This is a genomic window from Mesomycoplasma bovoculi M165/69 (genome assembly GCF_000524555.1).
Classification (GTDB): Bacteria; Bacillota_I; Bacilli_A; order Mycoplasmatales; family Metamycoplasmataceae; genus Mesomycoplasma; species Mesomycoplasma bovoculi.
Genome location: NZ_CP007154.1, coordinates 229,387 through 247,919 on the forward strand (window position 1 = coordinate 229,387; position 18,533 = coordinate 247,919).

An 18,533-nucleotide genomic window follows, 5' to 3' on the forward strand; every position below is an offset into this window, starting at 1 on the left:
AAGGAAAAAAATTATAGTATAATTCCTAAATAATTATATTTTGAGGGGGAGTATGGAAACAGCAATACAAATTGTAATTTTATTTTTTGTGATAGTTATTTTTGCTTTTATAGCTGGTAGATTCATAGCCTGACTTGTTTTACAATACAAAACAAGTCGCAAAGCCCAAACCCAGTCAAACTATAATGATTTGGGTATTTCAACTCAAAAAAAAATTGTTTATGAATTGCAATATGCAATTAAATATTTGTCTAAAAACAAAATTGGAGCTCTCATCACCATTGAGCAGCAAGTTAGTTTGGACCAATTTCGCACTGATGGAGTTGCTATTGATGCTAAAATATCAGCATCACTTTTAATAGCACTTTTTAACAAGAAATCTCCCTTGCACGATGGTGCTGTAATTATTTTAAATGATCGCATTGCTTTTGCATCTACTTACTTTAGTGTTTCTGAATCACCAATGTCAGATCACCAATATGGTGCTCGTCATCGAGCAGCACTTGGAATTGCTGAAGTAACTGATTCAATCACCATTGTTGTTTCAGAAACGACAGGCGAAGTTCTTTTAGCCCGACACTCACAGTTTTTAAAAATTCCTAATTTGGATAAGTTTGTCGAGATTTTAGAACAGGAGATGAGTTGAAAAAATGAATAATCTTTCACACTTAGTTAGTCAAAAAAAAGTTAGTCAAGTTCGTCAGTTTTGTAACCAAACTCCATTAACTGAAGTTGTAGAGATTGTTTCAAAATTTGATCCTTACACTCGAGTTTTGTTTTTGAGAATGCTCGATACTGAAACTGCTGGTGAAATTTTTAGCTTTTTTCCTATTGAAATTCAAAAAGACATCATCAATTTGCTTCCAGATCAGCAAATGACTCAACTTCTTGATGAGTTATATACAGATGAAATTGCTGAATTGCTCGAGGAAATGCCTGAGCAAGTTACTAAAAAGATTTTACGTAATATTGACAATGACACTCGTAAAAAAGTTAATCAACTATTAAGTTATAGCGATAATCAAATTGGTGCTTTTATGTCAGTTGACATTATTTATTTAAATTTCAAACTAACTTGTGGAGAGGCTCTTGAAAAAATTCGAAAATATAAAGACCTTGCAGAACTTGTGCACTACTACTACATTGTTGATGAGCAAAAAAAATTAGTTGGAGCAACCACACTTGAAGACATTGTTTTTAGTGATCCTGACGTGCCAATTGCTGACATCCTTTTTGCTGTTCCTTCTTTATCAACTTCGGATGACAAAGAAGAAGCTGCAAACATTTTTGCTAAAAATGATTTTTCAGTTTTGCCAGTTGTTAATTCAGCCCAGCGACTCATTGGAATGGTTACAAGTGATGACATCATTGAAATCATTCAAGAAGAAACCACTATGGATATGTATAAACTAGCTGGGATTTCATCAAAGGAAATTGATGATTCATATATTAAAAGAACGGTTATCCAAATTGTTAAATCCAGGATTTTTTGATTAATTATTTTGATGTTTGGTTCAACCTTATCACAATATATTATTGAATATTTCACCGATCTTATGCAAGGTGATTCCGCTTTTAAAGCCTTAGGCTTGAGTGTTTATGTAAGTACAATTGTTTCTATGATTCCCGTTATTTCAGGGTCGGCAGGAAATGCAGGTTCACAGTCAGCCACAACAATTGTTCGTGCTTTATGGTTAGATGAAATTGGCAACAAATCTGCATTTAAAAAGGTACTTACCAAAGAATTACTTGTTGGTGCTAGTGTTGGTTCAATTTTAATGCTCTTTAATTTTGCGCGTTTAATTTTATATTTTACAATCAAAGGTGAGTTGCTAGATGGCACCAAACCCGAAGGTGCAAGTTTGTCTAGTCGTGATTTTGTTTTAATTTTATCAGCGGCTTCATCTCTGAGTTTACTTACTGTAATAGTTTTTTCTAAAATTTTAGGGGCAACAATTCCACTTCTTGCCCAAAAATTCAAACGAGACCCAGCAGTAATGTCGGCTCCAGTACTTGCCACTTTAACAGATTCGGTCTCAACATTTATTTTCTTTGGTATTACCCTTATTGTTTTTTTACTAGTTTAAAATCATAAAAGAAAGGTTACAATTTATGAATTCTACTATTCAAGCTATTGGATGGCTCGCATCTTTTACAACTGCCATTTTGGGTATCCCAATGGTTGTAAACACCTACAAAAATAGAGAAATTAAATCTGCATCAATTATAAGTTGATGAATTTATTTTATAGGTGTATTTTTATATTTAATTGTTGGTTGACAATCAAAAACAGACCAAATTGTAATTACTGAATTATTTAACGGAATTATTACATTCTTATTTGTTATTTTGTTTAGTTTTTATTTAAAATCACGTAAAATTTCCAAGGAATTTAAGTTCGCAAACATAGTATTTTCACTAGCTATGATTACAACTATCATTGCTATTGTCATTTTACACTTTGCAGGCGTAACAATTACAATACCTGATGCAGGAGCTGAAGTTCTTTCTATTTTAGCTGCTTCATTTATAAATTTTGCATTTCTCCCACAAACCATTATAGTGATCAAACAAAAAAAATTGATTCACATGCCTTTTTTCTTTGTTCACGATTTAACACTTTTAAACATTTTATGACTTGTATTTTTAGGAGCAAACATTGACTTGCCTGGATTTAAGGCACTTCTTGCTCTTCAAGTTCTTGGACTTTTAATTAGTCTTGTTCAAGGTGTTTTCTACTATATACAAGTGTTTGACAAAAAATTAAATCCAAGTCGAAAGATCGTTTGAATTTAATTTTTTAAAAATAAAAACAAAAATTATTTTAAATTTTTTGTACGATATAAATAATCTTTAATAGCCAACACAACACCATCTTGGTCACAAGCACTGGTGTTGAGTTTGGCTATTTTTTTTACTTCTGGATGTGCATTGGCCATAGCATATGAGTAAGGAGTTAATTTTAACATTGAAATATCATTTGCTGAATCACCGATTGCCATTGCATTTTCAACTTCAAAGTCAAACATTTTGCAAACAAACTCAAGACCACTACCTTTTGAAACATTTTCAGGAGTGATTTCAATATTGATGCCACTAACAGCTACAGCTGAAATCTTAGGATTTTTTTGAATTATTTGGAAAGCTTGCTCTCTTTGTTCGTTTGTTCCAAAAAGTTCCATTTTAATAACATCATTTTGTGGCTGATCTACAAAAACAACATCATTTGTATCTAAAAGTGCAAAATTGTAAGAATCAGCAAATTCACTTTTTGGATTAAAACTAAAAAAAGTTGATGTGTTTCAAAAATTGCATTGCATATTTAACTCAGATGCAATTTTGAGAACAAATTCTTGCAACTCCTTTGTAAAAACACCTTTAGTGATATAGTGTTTATCTGCTTTAATATCACTTAGCAAGGCCCCGTTAGATGTTAAAACATAATTTACATTTAAATCAGCAGCAAGTTTTTTGATTCTAGATGCAAAACTATTGCCAGTATTTAGAATAACAATTGCGTTTAAGTTAGAAATTTGACTAATAAATTTAAGGGTTTCAGAACTTAATGTGAAATTTTTTCCATACAAAGTTCCATCAATATCTGTAAAAATTAATTTTTGCTTCATTTGGAGAAAAAATTATAACATTTTAAAGCTTCATTATGCATAAATTTTTTGCTAATTATTTTTATATTATTATAGTTAGACTTTTTTGCAAAACTCAATGTTTTTTTGAAAATAAAAATTAAAATGAAAAAAAAAAAAAAAAGAACTATAATTATTTTGAAATGAAAAAAATTACTAAATGAAATTTTAGTTTCAAAAAATTTGAAAAAACGGAACAGCGCCTAAGTTTTTTCTTAGTTGCTTTTTTTATAATTGCGTTTACATTAGCTATTTTATTCGACTCATCAAGATCGTTTTTTAATTTAGATTCTAAGCAACTTTATAATGTTTCTATTATATTCAATCCTATTGCTGATAATTTAAGGGAAGTTATTTCTACTAAAGTTGCTCGCTCTGTTATTCTATTATTTTTTAGTTTTGTATTTTTATACAAAGCTTATACTAGTTTCGCTAATTATAAACATAGTCTTTTTCTTCAAATTTTTGTTTATATATTTTTAGCATTATCACTTGCAAATATTGTCTTGTATTTTGTATATCTAAGCGCATCATGGCAAGCAATCTTTATATTTTCTTTGCAAATATTTGTGCTTCTTGCTCTAAATTTTGTTCATTGATGATTAATTAACAAGAAAAATCAGCAAATAAATTATGATTTTCGTAAGTTCTTTTGACTTAAAATTGTTAGTTACTTATCACAAACAATTTTATTTTTAGTTTTTGCTATTATATTTGGTGTTTTAGCACTTAAATATAAAACAGTAACTGTTGGAAATCCAATAACTGATTGATTGTACAAATTTGTTGCTCAAATAGGAACAACAACTAATTCAGCAATTTTAGTTGCCATTTTATCTACAATACTAATTTTAATAAGTGTAAGTTTTTCTACTCAAATTTACTTTTACAAAAACACATATTTAAAATTAAGCAAAACTACAACATCACTTTCATTTATAATTTTGCCAATTTTAACAACTTTTGTTTATCATATTTTTGTTGCTATTTTTACAAATCAAAATTTTGCACTATATTTAATATTTAATAGTAATTTCAACAACAATTATTTAAAAGTTGTAGGTGAACTAATTTTCTTTGTAATTTTTGCTAGTGCTTATTCGTTCTTATTTTTCTACAATAAACTTCGAAAATTTACAACTCATTATTCATTTACTATATTTATGTTGACCAACACTTTATTTGCAATTGTTTCATTTTTGTTCTTATTTAACTCAATAAGTGCAAAAGAAAATGTTTGAATTTGATTAATTAGTGCTAGTTTTGTTATTTATACTTATTTACTTTTTGCAATAAAAAACAATGAAATGACACAGTTTAGCAAGGCTATTGTTGGATTAGTTTTAGCATTGTATCTTGTTTTACAGATTTTCGGTCTTTGAAATTTTTATTTATACTCAAACAGTGTTGTTTCCATCAAAAGTAGTAGTAATAGAACTCTAAACTCAATTACTTTTATAGATTATAGTTGACAATTTTTTGCAATTTTTAGTGTGTTTACAACACTTTTAACAATCACAAATTTAGTTTATTTATTAGCCAAAAATATTTTTATTTGACAAGCTAAAACTAAACTTATAAAGGAGAGAAATGTTTAAGTTTACTTCAAAATTTAATTCAAAAAAAAGAAATCAAGTTAGCGTGCCTATTGATTTTACCAAAGAATATTCAGATTACTATGGCATTGTAAGCAAAGAGAAATTTATTAGTTTTGATGCAATTTCTAATTTAGCACTACTAGTATCATCTGAAGCTAGTGATTCAAAAGTTGTAGGAATTTATAAAGAAAAAGTTTTACAAGCTTACAAAAATCATCGAGAGTTGATTTTTAAAAACTTTATAATATCTTGATCTAAAACATCTCGTTTTGGAGTTACAAAATTAGTGCCAATAGTTATAGAGCAAGAATCTTCTAATATTATGGCTTCTAATTTTTTTGAAGATCAAGAAGATTCTGTGCTTAATAAATTTTTAAGCAATTTAAATAGTTTGATTTGAAAATATGTTACAGAAAAACAAGCTTTTGTTGAAGTAGCAGAAGGTATTATTGTTTTCGTGTCACCACAAACAAAAAAATTAAAAGTTGTCTTTAGTGAAATTAGTACTGGAGAAAAACAGTAAGTTATGAATTTAAATGAGAAAAAAGAAAAACTTATTAACTTAGCAAAGATTAATGAATTAGTCACTCTTAATCGTAACATTTCATTAATTGAGATTAACCAGCTACTAAAAACTATTCGTGAAAGATATGACTTTTTTCTCATTGGACAACTTTTTTTAAACCAATCAAATCAAGATAATCTATCATCAATAGTTTCACAAGCAATTAAAAAAATTACAAAAAAAAGCAATAAAACTTTATGAGTTTATCCAAGCAGTGAAGAAAAATACACTCAAAACTTTTTTGAACAAATTGAAAAAACTCTTTCAAGCAAGTTTAAAAAAGGTGACCAAATTATCACAATTGGAACACGAGCACTAAATTTTGCTAAGAAAAATGGTTATGAAGTAGTTGCAGAATTTGCACAAGAGAAAAATTTATTTTCAGTTGCACAAAAAATTGCTCATTTTATTGATTTTGGAATAAAAGATAAGCAATTTCAAGAAGTTAAATTTGCAATTTATTCAAACAAAATCCACAATTTTTTAGCAACAATTTATCCTTTAAATCAATTTAACTTTAATGTTGATATTCCAGCGAGTCATTTTGAAATAGTTAAAAACAAAGTTGCGAATTTTAAATTTTTTCCTAACTATGATGAATTTTGGCAAGCTCAATTAATTTCATATTTTGCAGCATCTGCGCATATTTTGCTTCTAGAATCACAATTTATTGTTTATAAAAACAAATTAATTCATGAAAATTCGTTGCTCAAAGAAATTGAAGAAAAAATGCAAAAACTGAAAACTACAATTTTAAAAATTGAGCGTGAGTTAGAAATTGAAGAGTTAAATCTCATCAAACCAAAAGCGAAAAGGATTTTTTAATTATGAAAGCACAACTTTGAAATTTAAATATCCTAACAAATGAACAAAAGCACGTTTATTTAAAAGGTTACAATGTCTTTTTAAATGTTGATCAAGAAAAGCAATTTAGTGAATTAAAAAAATTTAATGCTGTTAATCAAAAATTTTGCCTTCTTAAATTGGTTAAAGGAACTAAATCTTATTACATTTTTGCTCATAATAGTTTGATTTATAGTTTGGAAAAAGATGTGATGATTAGTTTAAGTGTCCCTTTAGAGTTTTACAAAAGCGATAAAAAAGCTTTTGCTGTTCACAAAGATGAATTTGTGGGTCAAAAACAAAGTTTATTGACTCAATTGCAAAATAAAGCAATTTTAGATTTAAATAAAAATTATGAATTATTTTCGAAATTTTATACAAGCAAATTAGTAAGTGATGAAATTAAATTAAAAGAGTTGTTTTCACTTGTAAAAACGGAGGTGCTATATGACTAAAAAATTTTTACTAGGCTTGTCAGTGCTACCAGTCACACTTGCACCCATAGCTTTTGTAGCTCAGGATCCAACACCACCTTCTAATCAAAATAGTTCAGGTTCAACCAATTCTCAACAAGGACAATCTGGGACTTCCAATACAGACGCAAATTCAAATCAACAAGCTAAAAAACCAGATCCAAAGCCAATTAATGAGAATGATTTAAAAAGCAACAAAGAGTGATGAGAACAAAATCGTGCTAAGTTGATTGATGGTTTCATTAATCAAGTCAAGAAAGACATTGACAACAAACTTGCATCTATTTTTTCAAAAACTCGCGATAATTTAGAACAACGTCTTTCGCAAAGTTTTTTTTGATTACAACTTAAACACTATTTTGATTCTAATCAAAAACAAATCGAACAAGATCCAATGGCTTTTGGGCTTAACATCTTAACTCCATATATTTATAGTAACAACATCAACCTAAAACAAGGAGATGTTAAATTTGGTAAAGATGACTTTAATGGAATTGAATGAGGACAAGCAGATCACAGTGATTATAGTAAAATTCCAAATGTTAAAGTTGATAATGTCAAAGATACTAAAAACACATTAAAAGGGGAAGAATTTCAAGAAAGAATCAAGAATTATTTTGCCCAATTGAGTTCAGGATATCAAACTTATTTGTTTAAAGAAGACGAATTTCCTAAGTACAAAGAAAACTTTACATTAAAATTAAACACTACAGGAAAAGAAGCAAATACAATTTTAGAGTCTCAACCAAAAGGTAAACCAGGAATTTCAAGTTGATTTGATTGAATCAAAAATTACTTTGAAAAACAATCGCTACTTTTAGACCTTTCTCTAAATCAATTGCCAAATCCAAGTAGCTCACAGAGTCCACAAATTCAAATTGATAGTGCTTTAAAAGATGTTGATTTAAACGTTCCACCACAAACTAGTCAAAAACCTGAATTTGAAATTCGAATTGCACCGGATTTAAGTCCAATTTTGCATTGAGATTTAATTAAACAATCACCACAAAGTGTTGTTAATATGTTTAATTCGGCAAATGATACACAAAAACAAAAGATGTTTTTCTTTTTAAATCCAATTCACTCTCGCTTTAAATATAAAGTTGAAAGTTTGCAAGTTGATAACAATAAGTTAAAAGCAAGTGTAAAAATCACTGACAATGTTGAAAAATCTAAACCAAATTCAACTCCTGAAAAATATGAGAAAAAATATTCAATTGGTGTTTATGATGATTTTTTACCAACAGATTCACTAGCAACTAAAGCCATTCTAACTAGAAATTTGTGAATTTCTAATCAAGGTGTTTCAAAAGTTGTTGATGATTTTTTTAGTAGTGTTAATGTTCAAGGTGATTTTAAATTTGATGACATTAAAAATTATTCAGTAGTGTCACAAAATTTAATTTATAATTTCTTTTATTTAATTACAAAAGTGTTTTATAATCAAACATTTTTAGATGCTCAAAAGTCACTAGTTCGTAATTATATTTCAGGTCCTGATTCACGCTTATTTGCCGCTAGTCAATCACAATTTATTGATTTTTTACAAAAATCAGTTATTGATAGCAACAAAGCTCTTGAATATTATTCATTAATTTATTACACTCAATTATTAAGTGTGCATCAAGCACTAGCGGCAACAGTTGCTAAAACCAACAACACTAATGGAAACAAAGACCAAAACAAACAGGTTCAAGATGCTTTGAAAAAACTAGCAATTTCAAAATCAGAAGTTGATAGAATGTTTGGACAGGCTAGAGAACAAAATTTATTATTACGCCAAACTATTCACAAAATTAATCCAAATTTAATTAGTCATTTTTCAGAAGTTGTGAATTATGGTCAAAAACTCAATCAAGCCAGTCAGTTATTAGGACAAATTGCATTTTTTAATAAAAATACACAACAAAATAGTGGTAATCAAAATTCTAAAACCAAAGGTGACTTGCAAGTTCAAAGTTTTACAGCTATGCTAAACAAATACAATAGCGAGCAAAGTCAAAACTACAATAAAAATATAGTAATTTACGCTGTTGTTGCTGCAATAATTGCAGCATTAGCAGCTACTGTAGTAGCTTCGCGTAGTTTTATTTTAAAAAGGAGTAAAAAATAATGATTAAAGTTGCATCGATTCTTGACTATGTCTTACTTGCCAAAGGTGAATACCAATGACAAGAACAACAATTTTTTAGTATTAAAGGTAAAGAGGAAATTAAAGCTGTAGTTATTCAAGCTAGTCAAAATCAAGCTTATTTACTTTTTAACAACCAAAAAGGTAAAGTTGAAGTTGGTGATGAGCTTGTTGAAATTAAAAATTTCGACCTTGTTAGAACAGCTAATGATTTTTTTGGCAAAATTGTTGATTTTGCAGGAACAATTATTGAGCCAGCAAACCAACATCCATTTAATTTTGGTCCAAACCAATCATCAGCTTTTGCAACAGCGGCTTCAATTTTAGATCGTGAAAATCTTGACCGCCAACTTTACACTGGAATTTTAGCAATCGATCTTTTCACACCAATTGGTTTTGGTCAACGTGAATTAATTGTTGGAGATCGTCAAACTGGAAAAACTCATATTGGATTAAATGCTATTATTAACCAACGTGGAACTAACACAAAATGCATCTATGTTTCAGTGGGTCAAAAGAGACAAAATTTAAATTTTGTCTATAAAACATTAACAGAACACAAGGCTATGGATAATACAATTATTTTCCACGCACCTTCAACTAGTCCATTTGAACAATATTTAATTCCTTACTTTGCAATGGCACATGCAGAAAATCTCAGTTATGAAAATGATGTGTTAATTGTCTTTGATGATCTTTCCAAACATGCCAGTGTCTATCGTGAAGTTGCACTTCTTACCAATCAACCAATTGGTAAGGAAGCTTTCCCAAGTGATATCTTCTATGCTCACTCTAAGTTATTAGAGCGTTCAGGTTGCTTTGTTGGTCGCAAATCTATTACAGCTTTACCAATTTTACAAACTGTTGATGATGATATTACAGCCTTAATTTCATCAAATGTAATTTCAATTACAGATGGGCAAGTTATCACATCTAGTGCTTTATTTGCTGAAGGTAAAATTCCAGCTATCAACATTGGACTATCTGTTTCACGTACAGGTTCATCTGTGCAAGCCAAAAATATTCGTAGTATTTCTAAAGAAATTAACTCACTATATTACAACTACTTAAAACAAATTAAGCTTTCAAAACTTGACTATGATCTTAACAAAGAAACTTCAGATTTATTATTCAAAGGAAGCCAAATTGAGAAATTTTTAATTCAAAAAGGACACAGTTTTTATTCACAAAAAATTGTTCTTTTTGGAATTAAAATTATTTCTTGAGGATTACTCAAAAACGTTGTTGAACCTTCAAAAGTTGTTGATTTTATTTACTCATTTGTTGAAAATGACCAATTGGCTGCAACAATTTTTAAAAAATATGTTGACAACCAACATGTTGATGACAAACTTGCACGAAGCTATTTTGCCACAGCTGTAAATGAATTTTTAAAAGCTAATGGTGCCAAAGAACAATTAGAAATTGAAACACCTATGCCATTTATTGATAATTTTACAAAATCAATAGTTAGTGCTAAAGGAGATAAATAATGACACTGAATGGAATTGTTACCCAAATTTGAACTAATGTTGTTGAAGTTCGTTTTAATGATTATAGCAATAAAATCCAACTTGAACAACGTCTTGAAATGCACAACAAACAAACTATTTTGGTTGTTAAAAAGATTTTAGACCATGGTCTTGTTCGAGCAATTGTAATTTATAAAGATAAAGCAATTTCTGTTGGTGAAGAAGTTGAAAATACTTTAGAATTTTTACAGGTTCCAGTAGGTTTTAGTGCTAAAAATCAAGTGTTCAACATTTTAGGTAAAAGTTTGAACACAAGTGGACTAAGAATGGAAACTGTAAACATAAATTCCACAATTAGTCTAAGTAAGACTAAATTTGATCATACACCAAAATTGCTTGAAACTGGAATTAAAGCTCTTGACTTTTTTGTACCAATTTTTGAAGGGTTTAAAATTGGAATTTTTGGTGGAGCCGGAGTTGGTAAAACAGTGCTAATGAAGGAAATTATCTTCAACGTTTCCAAACAAAAAGAAAAAGTTTCTTCTATTTTTGTTGGTTCAGGTGAACGTAGTCGTGAAGGTCTTGAACTTTATCAAGAACTTAAAGAATCTAATTTGATGGAAAAATCAACAATGTTTGTTGCACAAATGAACGAAACTCCTGGAGCTCGTTCAATGATTGTACCAATGGGTGTGACTTGTGCTGAATATGCTCGTGACCATAACAAAGAAGATGTTTTATTATTCATTGATAACATTTACCGTTTTATTCAAGCAACTAACGAAGTTGCTTCTGCACTTGAAAAAAATATTTCAATCGGTGGTTACCACGCAACTTTAGATAGTGATGTCTCATTTATCCAAGACAGATTATTCCAAAATCAAAATGGTTCTATCACTTCTTTCCAAACTGTTTTCTTACCAATGGATGACCTTTCTGATCCAGCTGCTATTTCATTATTTAGTCACTTAGATAGTTCATTTGTGCTTTCTCGTGACAAAATGGCTCGTAACATTTTCCCAGCTTTTGACCCACTTTTATCAACATCTAATGCTGTAAGTGCAACTATTATTGGTGAAGAGCACTTTAATGCTATCATTGCAGCTAAAAGTATTATGAAGAAATACAAAGACCTAGAAGATGTTATTTTAATTTTAGGGTTTAATGAGCTTGATCATGAAAGTAAAACCATTGTTCGAAAAGCTCTTCAACTCGAAAACTTCTTTACTCAAAACTTCTTTATGGCTGAAGCTTATACTAAAGAATCAGGGGTTTATGTTCCACTTGCAAAGACTATTGATTCTGTTAAAAGAATTATTGCTGGTGAATTTTTAGACATTTCTCCTGAAAAATTTGCTTTCATTGGAAGTGTTGATGATCTTGTAGAAACTAGTGAAAACAACTAATTAAAGTGAAATTAAAAAAGACTTTTGAAAGCAAAAGTCTTTTTTTTGTTCTTTTTTAAAAAAATAATTTATTAAAGTAAAATCAATAAAACTATTGAGTAAAGAAAAGTTAGCATATGTTATAATTTAATATTATCAAGTATTACAAATTTGTCAAACATTTTAGTTGTAGATTATAGCAAAATATAACTGTTTCATACTTGATAGTAAGATTTAATCAAATGAGGAGATAAAATGATTTTTGATAAACTTGAAAATTTACACAAATATAAAAGCATTAACAAGCATCTACCAGAGTTAATTAATTTTTTGGAAACAACAAACCTTAGTGAATTGCCACTTGGTAAGGTTGAAATTAATGGCAATAATTTATTTGCCTTAAATATAGATGCTTTGTCATTTGATGATGAAAATGCTATGTATGAATATCATAAACAATATGCTGACTTACATATTCAATTAGAACCAAAAGAACACTATTTCTTTGATTTTAAAGAAAATTTAAAAAATGTGATTAGTGAATTTGATAGTGAAAAAGATGTTGCTTTTTATAAAAAAGATAGCATTAGAAACATAGTTCGTCCAAGAGTTGGTGAGTTTGTGTTTTTCTTTCCAGGTGAGGCTCACTTACCTAAATTTACTCATGAACAAAAAAATATTCGTAAGTTAATTTTTAAACTAAAAGTGGAAAATTAATAGAGAAAGTTTTTAATAAAAAATTCTTAAAATTAAATAAAAAAGTTCAAAAAGTGTTTAAATACTTTCTGAACTTTTTTATTTTTTTGCTTAATATGCTATGAAAACATAGAGTTTTTAAGCATTTTGTTTTGCTTTTATATAAAGATTATCAAGACGCACTTTAGAAGATTTGTTATCTTTAAATTGGAAAAATCAATTAGGGTCTAGTGCTTGATTTTTAATAAATAAATCATCGATAGAACTTGTATAATCTCGATTTTTATATCCTTTAAAATCAGGATCTTCATTTGAAGTTTTAGATCCATCTGTGTTGACAAGATAAATTGGTCTAGATTGTGTAACTTGAACTCCTGTCTCTTTAAGAGTAGTTAATGCTCAAGTTATTTTACCATTTGTTTCGGTTTTGTATCTGTCGATTCTTTTAGGAGCAATTCTCAATCTATTGTCGCTTAATATATATTTAGAGTTTAAAAAGCTTTTAGCCCAAACTTTTTTCCCGTCTTTAATTTCATAACGAACTGGATAGGCTTCAATATGAACATGTGGGTTTCAACCACCATTATTTGTGCTTTCTCCAATTGTTGCAAAATTAAAGTTTTTATCTTCAAGTTTAGGATGTAATGGATCGATATCACTAACTACAGTTGCATTTCTTTTACCAACATTAGTTTGTTCTAGTTTGCCTAACAGTTTTAAATTGTTATTGTCTAAATGGATGAAAAAGAAAACAATTGCATCAATATTTCTTAAATATTTATCTTTAATTTTTTGATCAATATTTAAATCTTTAACATCTGTTTGAAGAGCAATGATTGTTCCAATACCTTCAGCCAAACCTTGTGATGGCAAGTAGTAAGCACCTAAAATTTTAGATTTAGCAAATGTTTTCAAACTAGTTCCAGCTGGTACTAAAACATCTTCACCATAGTGAACTGCAGAACTTAAATTGTTTGATGTATAAAAAGTTCTAAATTCTTTATAACCTCCTGAAGTGACAGGTGAATTAGCACTTATATTAATATTATTTTGAATTTCACCAATGTTTCTTCTTTGTAATTCAGGCACATAAAGTGCAGCATTTCAAGGCGAGTCAATCTGACTAGTTGAGAGTTTGTCACTTGGACTAAAGAGTTCCACAAATTTTGGCACTCCAATACGAGTGGAGAAGTCAAATTCAGCAAATTTATTGCTTTTGGATTTGACATGCACAGATGCATTTGCTGATTTTTGAGCTTGATTTCCTTTTAAGCTAGTGATTGTAGTTTGGATATCATTGTTATCATCAAAGTTTGTTTGAAAATCAAAAATTTGAGCATGTGCTCAATCATAGTTGTAAAAGCTTAGCCCACCTTTTAAACTAGCAACGAAATTATTTGCAATAATTTGTTCAATTTCTTGCTGGTTTGGTGCTGCAAAACCTTGAATTTTGTACTCTTTTTTGGTTGAATAAGCTGTATCGGCCTTGTCGCCAGTTACAGTAACTATTGTTAAAATTAATGTGTTTAAATCATTGCTTATTCTAACATCGCTCAAGTAATATTTACTACTTGAGTTTGCGGGAACCATAGCACTGAGTAAATCGATTTGAGAAATCAAATGGTCTAAATATTTGGTTCGTTCAATACTTTGTTCACCACTGCCTTCAGTTTCTTTTGAAACTAGGTTTTCATAGGCTTGATAAATTGATGTTTTGTCTTTATTTTTATAGTTAATACTTGTTAAAAACTTTGTGGCATCAATATTGGCTTGTCTTTGTAAATTTGGTGCAAAACCTTTAATTTGTTTGACAATTGTAATTAATGTTTCACGACTATAAGGATTGGAAGATTTATCAGGATTATAATATCTAATCTCAATAGGAACGTCTAAAATTCTTGAATCATCATTATTTTCATGAATTTGGGAGTAAATAATTTGATAATAAAAATTATTGATATCCAAACCTAAAATTTTGGCTTTTTCAAGCATTTTGGTTTTATCAATACTTAATTTGATGAACCGATTGGCCAATTTATTTTGTTTAAAGTTTTTGATTGTAACTTTTGGTTGGTCGAGTTCAATTTTGGAGTGTTCACTGGTCAAGTGAATTTCCTTGTTATTTTCACCAATTTGATACAATTCATTAATGTGTTCTTTTGCAAAATCATCATTAATATTAATGATTTTTGAATCAGCATTTTGAATTTGAAAAGGTACTTTTGCAAATGAAATTTCAATTAGTTTATCAAATTGATTTGACATAAATTGATTCATTGCAAATTGTGATTGATAAATCGAATAATAAGGATTACTTTGATTAAGACTTAATTTGTTTGAAGTGCTGTTAAAAACAGAACTTGTATTTTGAGCGACACTACAAGCAACTATAAGCGGAGTTGTTGCAAGTAGTATTGAACTAACTGTTCAAAATTTAAAATGTTTTTTGAGCATAGCTCTTCTTTCTATAAATTAAAAGTTAAATTAGATGAGTTAGCAGCGCCTAGCAATGTCAAACTAATTATTGTCGGAACACTAATTAAAATACCAACATCTATTAGTAATTCTTTGTAAAAATTTTGAATAATTAGTTTATTTTTTTGCAAGACAAAAGCTAAAAATGTTGCAATCACTTTTGTTCATAGATTAAAAGTGACAAAACCAAGATTTGAAGTAAAAATAAAGAAAAATAGCATTAAAACAAATAAAACTATTAAATGGTCAAATTCATTTAAATTAGCACTAAAAGGAATTCTTGGAACTATTAATAAAATAAGTGTAAGCAAAGAATTGAAAAATAACTCTTTTCATAAATATGGTTGTGTTTTTAAATTTTTAGTAGGTAAAATTAAAACAATAAAATTATTTTCTTGTTTTTGAATTTTAGCAACAAGTCAGCAATAAAAATAAAAACAAGCAAAACCTAAAATAGAACCTAAAATTTGTGCTGTAAAAATGTAGAAATAACCTTGATACAAAATAGAACCATTAAAAGCTTTAGTTAAACCTTTAATAATTGATTCGAAAATCACAATTTGTGGAATTAAAAAAGGTTTAATATCCGAATTTGAAATAAAACCTGAAAGAGCAAGCCCGATTAAAAAAGCACTAAAAAAAGATAATGTAAATAGCAATGCATTTGTAAAAATGTTTTGTTTTTTAAAAGTTTGTAAAATTTGTTTACTTGCAAAATAAAAAAATACTAATAGTAAACAATCTATAAGTTCAATAAAAAATACATTTGTGTTTCAAAATGTAGATAACATTTCAAATTTGGTCATAATTAATTACCAATATTTTCTAAAATTTGCTTAAAAATTAGTTTATCGCAACTCTTAAAATTTTATCAAAATTTTGTTTAGAAATGTTATAGATTGGCCAAAAATAGTTATTAATGCTAAAAAGTCATTATTTTTTTCAATTATGTTTGTTTTAAATTAAAATTATCATTATAAATTATTATATCGAGGTATTTATGACTACAACTAGACGTTTTTCTGTTCCAATTAAGTGTGCAAGCTGTAATGTAACATTTGAAAAACTTTTTTCAAAATATGAAGATTTACAATGATTTGCAAATGTTAGTGAGAAAATTTTAAAAATTGTTGCAGATGAAGAAAAATATTCAGATGAATTTATCGAAGAACTACTTAAATCTGTGGGTTATGTAGCTGAAAGAATAGACTAATGAACAAAACTGATGCTTATCAAAAATTTAAGATAATAACTGAAAGCATAATTTTTCTTTTTGTATTTATAGTTTTTATTTTAGAACAAACTCTCTTTTCCAACACTCATGGAAGTGGTAATAATCATGAAAGTGGCAATAATAATGTTAATAGTACATTTTTAGTGCTTATTTCATTGCTATTTGCTTTTGCAATTTTAGTGATTTTTTTAGAGCGAAAATACTTTTTTAGCTATAAAAATTTACTAAAAGGGATTTTTACAATGGACTTGCTAATTGCAATTGCTGGCCATTTTTCATTTTTGTATTCTGCAATTGCATTTATCATTAAAGCTAGTCAAGGTAAAGAAGTTCATATGGAATTTTTTGAGATTTCAATTGTATTATTTTTATTTTTCAACGTTGGTAGATACATTGAAACCAAACTTCAAAAAAATTCCAATTCTGGACTTAAAGAATTGCTAAAATTAAAAAATAAAAATTCATTCATTATGGTCAATGGCACAAAAACTGAAATTCCAACTTTTAAAATAAAGCCTGGAGATCTTGTTTTTGTTGCCAAAGGTGAATCAGTTCCAGTTGATGGAACTCTTCAATCAAACTTGGCAGTTTTAGACTACTCATCAATCAACGGAGAACCACTGCCAATTAGTTTTGACCAAGGTCAAGAAATTCTTTCTGGAAGCATCAACACAGGCGAAGCTATAATTATTTTAGCTACTAAAAATTCTGCTAATTCATTTTTAATGCAAACAATTAATAGGTTAGAAACCATTTTTGAACAACCTTCTAAAATTGAAAAAATTTCTTCAAAAATTGTTTCAGTTTTTACTCCTAGTGTTTTATTGTTATCTTTAACAATGTTTGTTGTTTGACTAATAATTGGATATACTTTAGGAACTGACAAAATTTATTCGATATTTAAAGGTCCAAAAGATAATCCTTTTGCAGCGGCAACCTATGTTGCCACAGCTGTTTTAGTAATTTCTTGTCCTTGTGCTTTCGGAATTGCAGCACCAATTGCTATTTATTCATCATCCATTTTGGCTTCAAAAAATAAAATTTTGTTTGGTAATGCTGGTGTTTATGAACAAGTATTACAAACAAAAACTATTGTTTTTGATAAAACAGGAACACTTACCAAAGGACAACCAGCAGTTGAAAATTTTCAAGGTGATTTATCTAATTTATCCTTAATTAAGCAACTTGCAATGGTTTCACAACATCCAATTTCTAAGGCTATTTCAAATTATATAGAAATAAATGTAGAACATTTGGACAATGTTGTTGAAACTCCGGGGCAAGGTTTATTTGTTGAATTGAATAATTCACAATATAGTTTAACATCTCTCGATTATGCTCAAAAAGCTGGTTTTGTTTTTGAAGAATTTGATTTTGACAAAGTTGGAAACTATACTGTTTTTGCTAAAGACTCTAAGATAGTTGGTGTGTTTTTAATTCAAGATCAGATTAAAGAAGATACAAAAAAGGTTATTACTAAATTGCGCGATTTGGGTTATGAACCAATTATTGCTTCAGGTGATAATGAACAAAATGTTTCTAAGGTGGCAGCTCAAGTTGGGATTGACAAATATTTTGCAAATCTAAAACCATTTGATAAAGAAAAATTAATAATTGACTTAAAAGATAATGGAGTAATTTTTGTTGGTGATGGAATTAATGATATTTTAGCAAGCAAACAAGCGACATTATCAATGTCTTTTGATAATGGTTCTAAGTTAAATAGTTCAATTGCTGATGTTACATTGTTAGAAACCAATCTTAGTTTAGTTTATAAAACAATTTCTATTATTAAAAAAACTAATCAATTAATTAAAATTAATTTTAGTTGGGCAATTGTTTTTAACTTAATTTTTATTCCACTTGCAGCAGCTGGAATTATTTTCCCAGTTATTGGAATGGTATTAATGTTTGTTTCTTCAACATTTTTAATTTTAAATACATTGTTTTTTAAAAAACGAAACGAAAAGTTTTTGCAAAAAAGTCTATAAATTTAAGTAATTAATATTAAAAAAAA

The 18,533-nt window shown here is 28.4% G+C and carries 16 protein-coding genes; 13 read left to right on the forward strand and 3 right to left on the reverse strand.

What is annotated here, in order from left to right:
- Window positions 1–52: 52 nt before the first annotated feature.
- The 3 genes from MYB_RS01085 to MYB_RS01095 are packed head-to-tail and all read left to right on the forward strand — an operon-like array spanning window position 53 to window position 2,796.
- Window positions 53–658 (forward strand): diadenylate cyclase, encoded by a 606-nt coding sequence (locus tag MYB_RS01085; protein WP_022935612.1) that lies wholly within the window; start codon window positions 53–55, stop codon window positions 656–658.
- Entirely contained in the window at window positions 651–2,087 is a 1,437-nt protein-coding gene (gene mgtE, locus MYB_RS01090; protein ID WP_022935611.1) for a magnesium transporter, read from the forward strand. Before MYB_RS01085 ends, mgtE begins: the two co-directional genes overlap by 8 nt.
- A 25-nt stretch (window positions 2,088–2,112) precedes the next feature.
- Window positions 2,113–2,796, forward strand: coding sequence for a hypothetical protein (locus MYB_RS01095; RefSeq protein WP_022935610.1), 684 nt, complete (start codon window positions 2,113–2,115; stop codon window positions 2,794–2,796).
- A 23-nt stretch (window positions 2,797–2,819) separates the two neighbouring features.
- Here MYB_RS01095 and MYB_RS01100 read toward each other — a convergent pair whose 3' ends face one another.
- The gene (locus tag MYB_RS01100) at window positions 2,820–3,626 is read right to left on the reverse strand and encodes an HAD family hydrolase (RefSeq protein WP_022935609.1); all 807 of its coding nucleotides are present in this window, start codon (window positions 3,624–3,626) and stop codon (window positions 2,820–2,822) included.
- A 161-nt stretch (window positions 3,627–3,787) separates the two neighbouring features.
- Here MYB_RS01100 and MYB_RS01105 point away from each other — a divergent pair, with 161 nt between their 5' ends.
- The 8 genes from MYB_RS01105 to MYB_RS01140 all read left to right on the forward strand — a co-directional run bounded on the left by MYB_RS01105 (window position 3,788) and on the right by MYB_RS01140 (window position 12,828).
- Entirely contained in the window at window positions 3,788–5,242 is a 1,455-nt protein-coding gene (locus tag MYB_RS01105; protein WP_022935608.1) for an MSC_0624 family F1-like ATPase-associated membrane protein, read from the forward strand.
- The gene (locus MYB_RS01110; RefSeq protein WP_022935607.1) at window positions 5,235–5,765 is read left to right on the forward strand and encodes a DUF2714 domain-containing protein; all 531 of its coding nucleotides are present in this window, start codon (window positions 5,235–5,237) and stop codon (window positions 5,763–5,765) included. The genes MYB_RS01105 and MYB_RS01110 overlap by 8 nt, the downstream gene beginning before the upstream one ends.
- A gap of 3 nt (window positions 5,766–5,768) precedes the next feature.
- On the forward strand, window positions 5,769–6,632 hold the full coding sequence (locus MYB_RS01115; RefSeq protein WP_022935606.1) for an MSC_0622 family F1-like ATPase gamma subunit: 864 nt from the start codon (window positions 5,769–5,771) through the stop codon (window positions 6,630–6,632).
- Between the two features lie 2 nt (window positions 6,633–6,634).
- Complete coding sequence (locus MYB_RS01120; protein WP_022935605.1) at window positions 6,635–7,105, forward strand: MSC_0621 family F1-like ATPase epsilon subunit; 471 nt, start codon at window positions 6,635–6,637, stop codon at window positions 7,103–7,105.
- Complete coding sequence (locus MYB_RS01125; RefSeq protein WP_022935604.1) at window positions 7,098–9,236, forward strand: MSC_0620 family F1-like ATPase-associated subunit; 2,139 nt, start codon at window positions 7,098–7,100, stop codon at window positions 9,234–9,236. Before MYB_RS01120 ends, MYB_RS01125 begins: the two co-directional genes overlap by 8 nt.
- Complete coding sequence (locus tag MYB_RS01130; RefSeq protein ID WP_022935603.1) at window positions 9,236–10,747, forward strand: MSC_0619 family F1-like ATPase alpha subunit; 1,512 nt, start codon at window positions 9,236–9,238, stop codon at window positions 10,745–10,747. The genes MYB_RS01125 and MYB_RS01130 overlap by 1 nt, the downstream gene beginning before the upstream one ends.
- A complete protein-coding gene (locus MYB_RS01135; RefSeq protein WP_022935602.1) occupies window positions 10,747–12,132 on the forward strand; it encodes an MSC_0618 family F1-like ATPase beta subunit in 1,386 nt (461 codons plus the stop codon). Before MYB_RS01130 ends, MYB_RS01135 begins: the two co-directional genes overlap by 1 nt.
- A 234-nt stretch (window positions 12,133–12,366) precedes the next feature.
- Window positions 12,367–12,828, forward strand: a complete 462-nt coding sequence (locus MYB_RS01140) for a NanQ anomerase/TabA/YiaL family protein (RefSeq protein WP_022935601.1) — start codon at window positions 12,367–12,369, stop codon at window positions 12,826–12,828.
- Window positions 12,829–12,945: 117 nt separating this feature from the next.
- Here the strand turns inward: MYB_RS01140 and MYB_RS01145 are convergent, their stop codons facing one another.
- Window positions 12,946–15,261: an MSC_0775 family lipoprotein gene (locus tag MYB_RS01145; RefSeq protein WP_022935600.1), complete on the reverse strand. Its 2,316-nt coding sequence runs from the start codon at window positions 15,259–15,261 to the stop codon at window positions 12,946–12,948.
- Window positions 15,262–15,272: 11 nt separating this feature from the next.
- Window positions 15,273–16,088: an MAG4940 family membrane protein gene (locus tag MYB_RS01150; protein ID WP_022935599.1), complete on the reverse strand. Its 816-nt coding sequence runs from the start codon at window positions 16,086–16,088 to the stop codon at window positions 15,273–15,275.
- Between the two features lie 194 nt (window positions 16,089–16,282).
- On the opposite strand from MYB_RS01150, the gene MYB_RS01155 reads away from it, so the two are divergent.
- The gene (locus MYB_RS01155; RefSeq protein ID WP_022935598.1) at window positions 16,283–16,495 is read left to right on the forward strand and encodes a hypothetical protein; all 213 of its coding nucleotides are present in this window, start codon (window positions 16,283–16,285) and stop codon (window positions 16,493–16,495) included.
- Entirely contained in the window at window positions 16,495–18,507 is a 2,013-nt protein-coding gene (locus MYB_RS01160) for a heavy metal translocating P-type ATPase (protein WP_022935597.1), read from the forward strand. Before MYB_RS01155 ends, MYB_RS01160 begins: the two co-directional genes overlap by 1 nt.
- Window positions 18,508–18,533 lie beyond the last annotated feature (26 nt).